Source organism: Neisseria iguanae, assembly GCF_003013245.1.
In the GTDB taxonomy this organism is placed as follows: domain Bacteria; phylum Pseudomonadota; class Gammaproteobacteria; order Burkholderiales; family Neisseriaceae; genus Neisseria; species Neisseria iguanae.
The window spans coordinates 1-12,324 of sequence record NZ_PXYY01000077.1 but is presented as its reverse complement, the minus strand read 5'-3'; the positions used below and the strand labels follow the sequence as shown (position 1 = coordinate 12,324).

The 12,324-nt window shown below is 45.3% G+C and carries 16 protein-coding genes, 1 tRNA gene and 2 pseudogenes; 5 read left to right on the top strand and 14 right to left on the bottom strand.

The features are described 5' to 3' along the window. Nucleotides 1–93: 93 nt before the first annotated feature. Both C7N83_RS10560 and C7N83_RS17065 read left to right on the top strand, forming a co-directional pair. Nucleotides 94–435, top strand: a complete 342-nt coding sequence (locus C7N83_RS10560) for a hypothetical protein (protein ID WP_245911202.1) — start codon at nt 94–96, stop codon at nt 433–435. Nucleotides 436–1,309: 874 nt separating this feature from the next. Beyond that, nucleotides 1,310–1,687, top strand: a complete 378-nt coding sequence (locus tag C7N83_RS17065) for a site-specific integrase (protein ID WP_425437515.1) — start codon at nt 1,310–1,312, stop codon at nt 1,685–1,687. 66 nt (nt 1,688–1,753) lie between these two features. On the opposite strand, the gene C7N83_RS10550 is transcribed toward C7N83_RS17065, so the two are convergent. The 13 genes and pseudogenes from C7N83_RS10550 to folB all read right to left on the bottom strand — a co-directional run bounded on the left by C7N83_RS10550 (nt 1,754) and on the right by folB (nt 8,445). After that, a tRNA-Ile gene (locus C7N83_RS10550) sits at nt 1,754–1,829 on the bottom strand. Between the two features lie 147 nt (nt 1,830–1,976). Beyond that, nucleotides 1,977–2,253: pseudogene (locus C7N83_RS17060) on the bottom strand (IS481 family transposase); the annotation flags it as partial. Between the two features lie 299 nt (nt 2,254–2,552). After that, complete coding sequence (locus C7N83_RS14295) at nt 2,553–2,873, bottom strand: hypothetical protein (RefSeq protein WP_146135141.1); 321 nt, start codon at nt 2,871–2,873, stop codon at nt 2,553–2,555. A 229-nt stretch (nt 2,874–3,102) separates the two neighbouring features. Then, on the bottom strand, nt 3,103–3,429 hold the full coding sequence (locus tag C7N83_RS10540) for a hypothetical protein (RefSeq protein ID WP_106742544.1): 327 nt from the start codon (nt 3,427–3,429) through the stop codon (nt 3,103–3,105). 217 nt (nt 3,430–3,646) lie between these two features. After that, on the bottom strand, nt 3,647–3,826 hold the full coding sequence (locus C7N83_RS15315) for a hypothetical protein (protein ID WP_106742542.1): 180 nt from the start codon (nt 3,824–3,826) through the stop codon (nt 3,647–3,649). A gap of 155 nt (nt 3,827–3,981) precedes the next feature. Continuing rightward, nucleotides 3,982–4,272: a hypothetical protein gene (locus tag C7N83_RS10530; RefSeq protein ID WP_106742541.1), complete on the bottom strand. Its 291-nt coding sequence runs from the start codon at nt 4,270–4,272 to the stop codon at nt 3,982–3,984. A 102-nt stretch (nt 4,273–4,374) separates the two neighbouring features. After that, on the bottom strand, nt 4,375–4,704 hold the full coding sequence (locus C7N83_RS10525) for a hypothetical protein (protein ID WP_146135140.1): 330 nt from the start codon (nt 4,702–4,704) through the stop codon (nt 4,375–4,377). Nucleotides 4,705–4,712: 8 nt separating this feature from the next. Further along, nucleotides 4,713–6,128 (bottom strand): hypothetical protein, encoded by a 1,416-nt coding sequence (locus C7N83_RS16190; RefSeq protein ID WP_245911201.1) that lies wholly within the window; start codon nt 6,126–6,128, stop codon nt 4,713–4,715. After that, nucleotides 6,055–6,636 (bottom strand): hemagglutinin repeat-containing protein, encoded by a 582-nt coding sequence (locus tag C7N83_RS10515; protein ID WP_245911203.1) that lies wholly within the window; start codon nt 6,634–6,636, stop codon nt 6,055–6,057. Before C7N83_RS10515 ends, C7N83_RS16190 begins: the two co-directional genes overlap by 74 nt. Next, on the bottom strand, nt 6,570–6,941 hold the full coding sequence (locus C7N83_RS16185; RefSeq protein WP_146135139.1) for a hypothetical protein: 372 nt from the start codon (nt 6,939–6,941) through the stop codon (nt 6,570–6,572). Before C7N83_RS16185 ends, C7N83_RS10515 begins: the two co-directional genes overlap by 67 nt. 80 nt (nt 6,942–7,021) lie before the next feature. Then, nucleotides 7,022–7,291, bottom strand: coding sequence for a hypothetical protein (locus C7N83_RS10510; RefSeq protein WP_106742536.1), 270 nt, complete (start codon nt 7,289–7,291; stop codon nt 7,022–7,024). Between the two features lie 171 nt (nt 7,292–7,462). After that, on the bottom strand, nt 7,463–7,999 hold the full coding sequence (locus C7N83_RS10505; RefSeq protein ID WP_106742534.1) for an NUDIX hydrolase: 537 nt from the start codon (nt 7,997–7,999) through the stop codon (nt 7,463–7,465). 95 nt (nt 8,000–8,094) lie between these two features. Then, nucleotides 8,095–8,445, bottom strand: a complete 351-nt coding sequence (gene folB, locus C7N83_RS10500) for a dihydroneopterin aldolase (protein ID WP_106742546.1) — start codon at nt 8,443–8,445, stop codon at nt 8,095–8,097. A gap of 58 nt (nt 8,446–8,503) precedes the next feature. Here folB and plsY point away from each other — a divergent pair, with 58 nt between their 5' ends. Continuing rightward, nucleotides 8,504–9,112, top strand: coding sequence for a glycerol-3-phosphate 1-O-acyltransferase PlsY (gene plsY, locus C7N83_RS10495; RefSeq protein ID WP_106742533.1), 609 nt, complete (start codon nt 8,504–8,506; stop codon nt 9,110–9,112). A 169-nt stretch (nt 9,113–9,281) separates the two neighbouring features. Next, nucleotides 9,282–10,799, top strand: coding sequence for a patatin-like phospholipase family protein (locus tag C7N83_RS10490; RefSeq protein ID WP_106742531.1), 1,518 nt, complete (start codon nt 9,282–9,284; stop codon nt 10,797–10,799). Between the two features lie 128 nt (nt 10,800–10,927). On the opposite strand, the pseudogene C7N83_RS10485 reads toward C7N83_RS10490, so the two are convergent. After that, nucleotides 10,928–11,150: pseudogene (locus tag C7N83_RS10485) on the bottom strand (IS1595 family transposase); the annotation flags it as partial. 210 nt (nt 11,151–11,360) lie between these two features. Here C7N83_RS10485 and C7N83_RS10480 point away from each other — a divergent pair. Further along, the gene (locus C7N83_RS10480) at nt 11,361–12,086 is read left to right on the top strand and encodes an epoxyqueuosine reductase QueH (RefSeq protein WP_106742530.1); all 726 of its coding nucleotides are present in this window, start codon (nt 11,361–11,363) and stop codon (nt 12,084–12,086) included. The last annotated feature ends 238 nt before the right edge of the window (nt 12,087–12,324 follow it).

The window sequence follows — 12,324 nt, the reverse complement described above, 5'->3', positions numbered from 1 at the left end:
ATTCGGGTTTGTATCCGCCCCATACTTTTCGATTTCGGCGCAATTGTTTGCACTGCTTAGTATGGCGGCTACGGCCGGCCTTTCGGAAAGATTATGTTTGATTTTGCCGTGCTGCCGCGGGTCTTTGTGACAGATTGCTGTGCGTATACCATCGGATGTGCTTACCCGGATAACGGCATGGAATATCGGGGCAATGCGGCACATCTGTTTGCGGTTGCCTGTGTGCAAAACAATAGCGGTCAAAAGTTTACCCGTATTGCCGGACCGCAAACCAACAGTGAAGCAGAGCAGGTTATCTGCAGCTTAATGGAAATGCGGCATGATAAGTTTCCGTTTAAGGATTCGGAACACCGGCAAAAGGCGTTGTGCCGTTTTGTGAATTTTTATCATCCGGTTAAGCTGCATAAGAGTTCGAAAGGTAATGCTCCTTTTTAGGTTTTACAGGCATCATCGCCCAATCTGTTGTATAAACAACGCGGCTGTTTCTTACAGCTAAGGCTGTTATTTATGGCACATCGAACAGTATAGTCTTCAGAAAATTTTTCACCCCGCGCCCAATTTAAGCATTTAAAAACTTGGTTTTGATGTCTTTCTGAATTGCAGGTAATCCGTCAGGCGCCATTTCATCTACAACCTGAAAGAAATTCCTGACACGGTTTCTGTCAAGCAGTTTTTTTGAAAAACGACTTCACGAATACGAAAGGTTTATGCCATGAAAGAAGTCTCAAGATAAAGACAGTGTGGTCAAATATTCAGTCACTTTAAGGCTTTGAACCCGGAAGTCATCGAAATTTTGAACGAAAGCAATAATATCGATTCCCGCTTCTCCAATTTTTTAATTGCAAAACTGGTGAATAATGATGGTATTCCGTTATTGATAATGGCATGACAACCTTTTTGCCGTTGATGTCATATATGGCGGAAGATGAAGTACCAGTTTTTTGGCGGAAGGCAATATTCATATAGTTATTCATGTGCTGCTTGTAGGCAGGTAGACTTTGCATGACTGCATTAGCTGTGAATTTATCATGGTGTGGTAGCCGCTAAATCACGCTCGGACAGAACCAAGAACCATTATCTGGCATTGATTCGGGCAATACTCAATAAAGCTGTTATGGGGCCGGTCGGATAAAGCCCTTTATCTGAAGCTCTATCGGGAACTGAAAAGTGTCTTCACTGGCCGACAAATCAAGAAGCTGAAAGGTTGATTGCCGCATTCCCGCCATACATGGCCAACATGGTTGTTTTCAGTCTGGCAACAGGTTTAAGGCAGCGTAATGTTTTGGACTTGGAATAGCAGTAAGTTGACTTGTCGGCCCTCACCGCCTGGATACACGCTTCCGATAGTAAATCCGGCAGAGCAATTGGTGTCACTTTGAACGGTACGGCAGTTTCAGTTTTGAGTAAGCAGATAGGAAAGCATCCCCGTTTTGTTTTTACTCTAACCAACGGTTGTAAAGTGCAGAGTATAAGTTCACGGATTTGGAAAAATGCTTTGAAAAAGGCAGAAATTGAAGATTTCCGTTGGCACGATTTGCGGCACACATGGGCAAGCTGGCTTATTCAAGCTGGCGTTCCATTGGCGGCGTTACAGAAATGGGTGGTTGGGAGAGCGTCGCTACGTCCATTTGTCCGCCAAGCATTGACAGAGTCATGCCGATTTATTGGACAATATGGAATTTGCTAATAGCAAAAATTTGGCACACTTGGATAATGAAAGAGAGGGAGTCGATACCCAAATTGTTAATTTATATGGTGGGTCCGGTGGGGTTCGAACCCACGACCAAGGGATTATGAGTCCCCTGCTCTAACCCCTGAGCTACAGACCCGTTCAGAAGCAGGAGAGCATTATACCATAATTTAACCGCCTCGCAAGATTGTGTCATATGGTACAGGGCAATCGCATGAAGCAAATCATGGCATATAATGCCCGTATGAATTCACTTATCGCCATCTCGGCCAATATCAAAGTACAAAAGGAGCTTGGCGGCACCGGCCGCAGTACGGTCAGGCAAAATAACTGCATACCGTTCGCGGGAGTCGTCATCAATGGTGGCAAACAGGTAATCCACGGGTTCGGTTGCTGGTTTGATTCTACAGTAAAGGCAGACGTTTGGTATCGAAATGTACCATTTCACCGGGATAGGATTGATTGTCGCGCTTGGCCTGTTTTTTGAGGTTTTCTTTGGTGGCCTTTTCAACTTTAGCCAAACGTTTCATGCCATCCTTGGCTGGTTTGAAAAGGTTGTTGGTGGGGAAAAACATCTTCCGCAAGCACTTAAACCTAGAAAATATATTAAGGTAATTGCTATAGTTTTCATAATATTCTTATTTAAAAATTACTTGAAAGACATCGGAAGAAATGATATCTGAAAGCGTAAATGGTGCTGCAACAGGAAGAGCTATAACGGTAATCACTTCGGCAGCAATATCTGCGGCTTGGTCGTTATTACGTGTAGCGTTGCCTTTATCACCATAGAATCCTCAAATCTGCCCGTCTATATAGGCGGGAGTTCTAGTAAATCATTAGATTATTATATGACTTTGTATTTTTATCCAAGATATTTATACCCTTTTTCTTCTATCATACATCTAGTAAATCTTTTTTCTCTTTCATGTCCTTCTGTTGGGTTACTATATTTATCTCTGATTAGATTAAATATTCTTCCATATTTATCGGGTATTCCAGAAGCATCTGTACCTAGGCAATATTTAATATCTACCATCCTTTGCTCATTACTTATGTTCTTGATAAAAGAATCAACATGAGAACGTTCACCTATCGTGCATGGAATAACCGGCATCGGTGAGAAGCATCCGCTACATGCTGATAAAGATAAAGAAAAGAAGGTGCTTAATGCTATATTTTTCATTATATATCTCAATGGAATATTGTTTGGAATACATCGGAAGACAAAATGTCCGATACTGCAAAAGGCGCTGAAACAGGAATATCTATAACGGTAATCACTCCGGCAGCAATATCTGCAGCTTTTCCGTTATTACGTGTAGCACTACCTTCGTCACCATGGAATCCCTAAATCTGCCCACCGATATAATCGTACGTACTCGTAAAGCCCATGACATGATTTTTCTCCATTTCTACCTCCATACTTCTTTATAAATATATCCTTTTTCTTTTTGCATACATTTATCAAATGCTCTTATTTTTTCATGAGCATAAACCGTATCACCATATTTTTCTTTAATCGGCTTAAATATATATCCAGACTCATTAGGAATCTTTTGAGAATCTTCCCCTAAACAATTCCTTATATCTATCATTTTCTCTTCATGATTAACATTTTTGACGTAAAGGGAAACGTCAGGATCAGTATATCCACATGGAATCACCGGCATTGGAGAAAAACAGCTATTGCAGGCAGATAACGACAGGAAAAAGACTATAATTAGTACTACTTTTTTCATTCTGTACCTCACCGGAATAGTACTTGAAACGCATCGGAAGATAGAAGATCCGATAGTGAGGACGGTGCTGAAGCCGGGATAGCGAGAACGGTAATAACTTCCGCTGCATATTTTGCAGGTAGAAAGTCTGCGTGTTGCATTTGTTTCGTCGCCATGCCCCCATATCTGACCTCACATATAATCATAATGTCACAGCTATGACTAGCGAAAGAGAAGTTTATGTATTACCTTTATATTCATATCCTTTTTCTTCTATCATGCAATTACTAAATTCTCTTTCTCTTTCATGACCACGAATATTATTATCGTACTTATCTCTAATAAGGTTAAATATATTTCCATTCTTATCTGGTATCCCTACTGCATCAACGCCAAGGCAATATTTTATATCTATCATACGCTGTTCATCACTTACGTTTTTGACGAATGACTCAACATGCGAATGCCAGCCTATTGTGCATGGAATAACCGGCATCGGAGAAAAGCAGCCATTGCATGCAGATAAAGATAAGCAAAAAAGAGCGCTCGATATTATTTTTTTCATCTTACACCTCAGCGAAAAATCGCTTGAAAAATATCGGAAGAAAAAATATCCGAAACTGCAAACGGTGTAGCAACAGGGATTGCAATGACTGTAATAACTTCAGCGGCAATATCAGCTACCTTTCCGTTATTGCGTGTACCGTTTCCTTTATCGTTATAGAATCCCCATATTTGACCACCGGAAAAATCATGCATACCGGCATAACCCTCTACTCCATAATCAAATAAACTACCTATTATATAAGGTATTCCGGCAAATTTTCCTTGTTCTGCTTGGAAACCACCGGTTAAACGATACAAATTTTGGCTTCAGTATTCAGTTTTAGGTCAATTGCATTAGCTAACGTATCAATGAACATAAGATTTTTTATGCCTACATATCCATGATATATTTAAAAGTCATTAACCTTTATAATTGTGGTCATAATAATAACCTTTTTCTTTCATGCAATTATCAAATTTTTTAACTCTTTCTTCACTATGAACAGAGCGATTATATTTATTTCTAATTGGTTCAAAGATATATCCATATTTATCAGGTATTCCTTCTGCGTCTTCGTTCAAACAATACTTTATATCAATCATTCTTTCTTCGGGACTTACATTTTTAATATATGAATCAACATTACTGTTCCATCCTATCGTGCACGGAATAACCGGCATCGGTGAAAAACATCCGTTACAAGCAGATAATGATACGAGGGAGAGAGTGCCTAATATTATATCTTTCATCTTATACCTCAGCGAAAAATTGCTTGAAAAATATCGGACGACAAAATATCTGATACTGCAAAAGGTGCTGAAACAGGAATAGCTATAACGGTAATTACCTCGGCTGCATATTTTGCAGGGGGGAGAAGCCCGCGCGTAGCATTTCCTTTATCGTTATAAAATCCCCAAATTTGGCCGCCCATATAGTCATGAGTTCCGGAAAATCCCTCGACTACAGTATCTTTCCAGCTTCCTATAGTATATTTTCCAAGCATTGAACCTTTCTTCGATTGGAAACCGCCGGTTAAACCGTAGAGTTTGCCAGCTTCACCATTCAGTTTCGGATCAATGGCATCTTTTAAAGTAGGTAACGCTACACTCTCTTTCGTTTTATCATTGACATAGTCTCCACCTGTATATACATAAGAGCCATCAGATTGTATTTTGCAGCGTTCAATATTTTCCCCACAAATAATATCCACACTCACCCTCGTCCCGCCAAGTTTCACCCCGTCAAAGTAAGCGCTGTCGTATTCGACGTTGCCGACAGTGGTCGTGCCGTCGGTGATTACGGGCGATTGGCGTGAATTATCCAACGTTTGTTTGCGCATCCACGTGGCTGCCAGTTGCAGACCACCTTGGCTGAGTGCCGAACCGGGCGAGCCGGATATTGCGCCCACCACCATTTCTGCCAAACGTTTTTTATATTGCAGGGCGTAGAGCTCTTCATAAAGCGCTTCTTTTTCCTCTTTGCTTTGCGCCAGATCGATTTTGTCGCGCAGTTCTGCCTGACGCGGCAGCACATAGTTATTGATTTGGGCAAAAGCGTTTTCACGAAATTCCCGGCTGACTTCGACTTGCAAATCAAGATCTTTTTGTACGGCATCGCGATCAAAACGGTTTTGCAGTGCACCGCTGTGGACGGCAGCCTCTTCCGTACTTACGGTGGTGAAAAGCGCTTCTGCTGCTGTTTTTCCATCTATGCCGTAAAGCGCTTGTTGCGCGGCGTTATCACGGATATGGATATTCGCCGTATTGATGCCGCTGCGGGTGATGCTGTTTTGGCTATCGTCCGCCTCACCGAAACCGGCTGATGTACCGAGACCGATGGCAGTATTTTCGTTCAGCATGATTTTGCTTGAGCTATTTTGATTACCCACATTCATCAACTTCACCCCGCCGATTTCCTCCGGCATCGCCTCACCGCCGCCGATGCTTGCACTCCCCGACAGCCCAATACTGCTACCGCTGTAATGGCTGTGGTTATGCACATCACGGCTGTCAATCGTGGCGGTGGCAAAGCGGTTTAACCCTTGTTCCTCGGCGGAAGCGCTTGAGGTTATCAAGCCGCCGATAAGTTGCGTATGCCCGTCAATATCCACGCGATAACCGTCCTCCCCGGCAAAGATACCGCTTTGCTCGCTTACCGATGCATGATCCGGCATTCATTTTGCTGCGGGCATAAGAAGCGCTTCCCGAAGCGCCGTAGCCAATCGTGACCTGCCCGCTGATATTCTCCTGCCGACTGTCGTAACGCATTGTGTCTTGCACACTCTCGATATTGAGTGCGGCGGCTTTCACATCCACACCCTTGCCGACAATCTGCCCGCCTTGCAGGGTGGGTGTGCCGCCGCTTTGCACCAGCGTTGCCGACTGCCCGCTACCGATATGGCTGTACTGCCAGGCAGTGCTGTCGCCGTTGCCGTGCCCTTTGCCAAGATTGCCGCCGGCAGTAAATCCAAACGCCATGCCGTTTGAACCGAAGCTGATGGCAACCCCGGCGTTATAGCCGCTGCTCTTATTCCTGCTTCTTTCCCACGCCTCCTGTGCGGCAGCACGGATAGCGATGTTTCCACCGGCCAGCAGTGCGGTTGCACGATCACCGCCTACCTCGCTACCGCTGATGGTGATGTCATCGGCGGCATTGAGCAACGTCTGCCCGCCGCTGCGGATAATGCTGCAGTGATGCGCTGGGCATTCACCGTTGTATTCCCCTGCGGACTGCTCAGCACCGAAGCGCTTTGGGTATAGTCTTTGCCCGCTATTAGCGTTGTATCGCCATACAGACTGCCTACCGTGGAAGCGCTGTGGCTCACATTATCCTGCGCTTGTTCCAAAGTTTTGCTGCGGCTGCCGATGGTAAAACCGATGCCGCCGCTGCCCATCAAACCGCTGCGTTTGACCTGATGATCATATTGAAAATATCTCCGAAATCGGATTTTTATTCTTTTCGCTAGGGTTTTTCGGTCGCAGAACATGTTGCAGGCCTCGTTCTTTCCGCCATTTCACGCACGCAGAATCATCAAATTGCGACCATGGCACGTACACTGGTCCTGTTTTACGACCAACCTTTTGCTTCAAAGCAAATTGCCGCTTCCGCGTAGCTGGCATCTATTCTTGTTGGACTACCACCCATAGAATCTATACCACATTCCCAAAAATCTGAGTTCTTTCGTTTCAAATATAAATATGCCCAATCCTCTGTTTTTTGTGTCATTAAGTTTATTAAACTTATGAAGTTTCCAATAGGCTGATAATAACCCGGAAAAAACGGGGCAAGGCAAGCAGTAAGCGTCAATGGGCGTAGACAGAGAATAAGTTTTTTCATTTTTCTCCTCCGTTATTATCTTTATTTGGGACTTGGTCGATAGTTTTTGTTTCGGGCATTTTCCCTTGTTCAATTATCCTTCTTTTAGGCAGGCGGGTGTGCCCATATCTTTACAGACTGCCGTACCCAAACCAGAGCGATATGATGAAATGGAACCACACCCTAGGCTGCTTAACTGTTCATCAGCCAATATTGCAGGCCGACCAGGGTTTTGGCATCTTTGATTTCATCGTTTTTCAAAGCTGTTTTAACTTCTTCGCGGCTGAGCAAAACGGTTTCGGTAATTTCATCTTCATCGTTGCTCAAGGTACTGCCCAAACGCACACCGTCAGCTTGGTAAAGATACATTTTTTCATCGCAAAAGCCGACAGCAGTGTAAAAAGTATGCAGCAGTTTTACGCTGTCGGCGGTGTAATTGGTTTCCTCAGCCAATTCGCGTAAGGCGCATTCGGCAGGGGCTTCGCCTGCCACATCAAGTTTGCCCGCCGGTAATTCCAAAACAGCTTGGGCGGCGGCATAACGCCATTGGCGTACCAGCACCACTTCGTCGTTAGCGGTCACCGCCAACACGCAGGCGGCACCGGGATGGCGGATGACCACGCGCCGGCTTTCTTTACCGTTGGGCAAGCGGATTTGGTCACGGCTGATACGGATAAATGAGCCTTCGTAAATCGGTTCACTGCTGATACAGGTTTCTTTTAAATCCATTGTGTTTCTTTCTGTGATGCATTAAACAAGCAGGCTGTCTGAATACTGGGTTCGATTTTTCAGACGGCCTTTGCATTTTTGAAGGCCGTCTGAAATCAGCTTTTACTGCGTTCGATTTCCACGCCGACTTCTTTCACATCCGGCAAAATCCCCGGCTTGATGATTTTAACGCGCACCCACTGCGCATGGAAATTGTCCAAAATCAGCTTGGCAACGTGCTCCGCCAATACTTCCAGCAACAGAAAATCCTGTTCGTACAGACTGTTGCGCACGGCTTCGCACACCTCGCCGTAATGCACCGTATTGCTGATATCGTCGCTGGCGGCTGATTTTTCCGGCACGCCGATGTCCAAATCGAGCACCAGCGTCTGCAGGTGTGTACGTTCCCAATCATAAACGCCAATCAGTGTATCGGCTTTCATACCGCGTAAAAAAATCTTATCCATTTGCATTGTCCCATTTTTTGGATAGAATATTGCTTTCATTCTAAGCAAAGCATATAAAATGTACAATGTTTTAGCGGTTACTTCGGCTTATTTAATCGGTTCATTGTCGTTTGCGGTGATTGTATCGAAAGCATACGGCATGGATGACCCACGTACTTACGGCTCCGGCAATCCGGGCGCGACCAATGTTTTGCGCAGCGGCAAGAAAAAAGCAGCCGCGCTGACGTTGTTGGGGGACGCGTTGAAAGGTTTTGTCGCCGTGTGGTTGGCGCGATGGTTGGAAAACGGGGCCGGCATGGCGGAAATTACTATAGGCGTGTGTGCGGTGGCAGTGTTGGTCGGACACATGTGGCCGATATTCTTCCGCTTCAAAGGCGGTAAAGGCGTGGCGACAGCGTTGGGCGCGTTACTCGCCCTTTCTTGGCCGACCGCGTTGGTATGTGCCCTTGTCTGGCTGGTGATGGCATTCGGTTTTAAAGTTTCTTCTCTGGCGGCTCTGGCCGCAACGGTTATCAGTCCGATAGCGGCTTATTTTTTTATGCCTTATCCGTCTTGGGTATGGGCGACCGCGGTGATTGCCGTGTTGGTGTTATCCCGTCACAAGAGCAATATTATCAACCTGCTCTCAGGCAAAGAAAGCAAAATCGGTGATAAAACCGGATCGTGATTCTTGCCAAGTCCAAAGTATGTTAAGGCCTGATTGTATCGGGCTTTTTTTGATAACAGGACGACTGGCGACAAGGTATTTATCCAAATCCGACTCGGCTGCAATAAAGGCAAAAACCGTCTGAAAACAGATTCATCTTTTTTTCTCTTTATTTCCCGATAAAACCATCATGTTCAAAAAAAACGTCCGACTTACCTTCACCGCCTCTCTGGCCGTCATGCTTTCCGCCTGTACGCTGGTCAAATACCAACCGCTCGAAACCATTAACAAAGTGGATTTGAACAAAGGCTATCGTTTTGAAAACGCCAATAAAGAAAATCAAGACGATACTTTTATGGTATTGATGTTTTCCGGTGGGGGCACGCGTGCGGCAGCTTTGGGCTACGGCGTGTTGGAACAACTGCATCAGCAGCAAGTCAGCATTAACGGTCAGAAAAAATCCTTGCTGGAAAACGTCGATTTAGTAGTGGGCGTATCCGGCGGCTCGGTATTGGCGGCGTATTACTCGCTGCATGGCGCGGATACCATTCCAAGCTTTTACAAACGTTTCCTGCGCCAGAATTTCCAACGTAAAGTCATCAGACAAGCATTCTCCTCCACCAATATCCCGCGCTTGGCTTCACCTGAATTCGGCCGCGGCGATTTGCTGCAAGAGCAATTTGAAACTTATTTATTCGGCAAAACCACATTTGAAGATTTGGAAAAACGCCGCAAAGGCCCGTTTGCCATGATTAGCGCAACGGATATGGGCATAGGTGAACGCATTAATTTCACCCAAGAATATTTCGATCCGATGTGTTTAGATTTAAGCAAATTGAGGATTGCCCGTGCGGTAGCGGCTTCGAGTGCCGTGCCGCTAGTCTTTGCGCCGCTTACACTCAACAACAACGGCGGCAATTGCGAATACACCCCGCCGAAACGGGTTCAGACGGCCATACAGAAAGATAAAGACACGCAACAGAGCATCACGCGAAAAGAAGTTGCCCAAAACATCGCGCAATATACTGACAGCAAAACCCGTCCTTATATCCACCTGCTCGACGGCGGCCTGACCGACAATCTCGGCATGCGCAGCCTGCTTGACATGACCGAAGTGTATTCAAGCAATATGCTGGTCCAACAAATGAACACGCATAAAATCAAGCGCATTGTCGTCATCAATGTCAACGCCCAAAACCAAATCAACAGCAATTTGGATAAAACCGCCGCCGTACCCGGTATACGTGATGTGGTGAACGCGGTCATCGATATCCCGATTGGCAAATACTCGCAAGAATCGCTGCGCCGCTTCCGTGCCTTTACCGACAGCTGGAACGAAGCGCAATACAAAGACGCCAACGGCAATCCGATCTCGCTTACCTTTGTCAGCCTGAGCCTGCGCGATTTGCCCGAATCGGAATTGCGCGATAAAGTGTTAAATATTCCAACCAGCTTCTACCTGCCGGGCAAAGACATCGATAACCTGCGCATAGCTGCCGCCGAGTTGATGAAGCATACCAAAGAATATCAGGACTTGCTGAAAGAATTGTCTACCCAACCCAATACCGAAGCCTTGTTTGTCAGAAACGAACCGGCCATGGAAGACAACCCGGAAATGAAGCCGGTGGAAAATCCGTTTTCGATTGAAAAATTAGATAAAGTGAATGCCGCCGATTCTGCAGATTTCGAATTACTGCCGCAGCCATAAGCAAAAATTAAAGCCATCTGAATGATTGTAAAACAATGAACTTTTATTTCACTGTTGTTAAAGTGCTATGCGCATTCCTTCAAATACAGCTCAAAAATGCTCTTGGGGAATGCCGTCAAACTTACGCAGCGATGACCGCCAAAATAACTTTCATCAACTTCTGCTTCGCCGTCTGATATTTCTAAATGTCAGCTACTTTGGAAAATCAATAAGCGCAAACGATGAAAATAATATGCCGCAGTATTCTTAATTTACACAAACTCATTTTGCAGCTGTCCGAGCAGTAGCACCTGCTACAAATAATTCAATCCGCTTGTTTTGTTTGTACCGGCTTAAACGGCTTTTTCTCATAGGGAAGATTCTAACTCAAAAGTGAATTTCCCCAGTTATCTAAGACAGCCCCAAAAACAAAGGCTTCAGACGGCCTTAATGTTTTGGCAGCCTTTCAGTAAAACATATAATTTGAAAACATATAATTTGCTAAAATAGCAGCCTATTTATTCTTTCAGACGGCCTATCCATCAGGCCGTCTGAAACATTTCAACACATAGATCCAAAACCATGAGCCAAACTGAAAAATTAATCGTCACCAACATCGAGCGTCCCATGCTCACCCCACCTGGCGGCCACAAAAAAGTACTGCTGCATTCCTGCTGCGCGCCGTGCTCCGGAGAAGTGATGGAAGCCATGCTCGCCAGCGGTATCGATTACACCATTTACTTTTACAACCCGAACATCCACCCGCACAAAGAATACATGTTGCGCAAAGAAGAAAACCTGCGCTTTGCGGAGAAATTCGGCATTCCGTTTGTCGATAAGGACGACGATTACGAAAACGACCGCAAAGAATGGTTCGAGCTCGCCAAAGGCATGGAATTCGAGCCCGAACGGGGCATCCGCTGCACCATGTGTTTCGACATGCGCTTCGTCAAAGCCGCACAATACGCCCACAACAACAGCTTTCCCGTGTTCACCAGCTCGCTGGGCATTTCACGCTGGAAAGACATGAAACAAATCAACGGCTGCGGCCACCGCGCAGCAGATTTATTTGATGACGTAGTGTATTGGGATTTCAACTGGCGCAAGGCAGGCGGCAGCGCACGCATGATTGAAATCAGCAAACGCGAAAACTTCTACCAGCAGGAATACTGCGGTTGCGCCTATTCCCTGCGCGATTCCAACAAACACCGCAAATCTCAAGGTCGCATCCCGATCAAACTGGGCGTGCTTTATTACGGTGACGAATCCACCCAATACGAACCGCAACCAATCAAAGTCAACAAATAATCAATACAACGCAGGCCGTCTGAAATTTTTCAGACGGCCTGAAATCTTTGCAGCATTCTGAAATAACATCAATTTTTAGAGGCTGAAGCAGATTAGCAGTCATGTCAGACGGCAAAAATAAAGATAACCATTGCAAATTAACAAAGAATACCCAAAGAAAACTTCTCCGGTTTTTCGTACCGGAAGCCACAGCCCGTGCAGCCGCTGATATTTTGGGTATCCAACCCGGTTGGGTTAT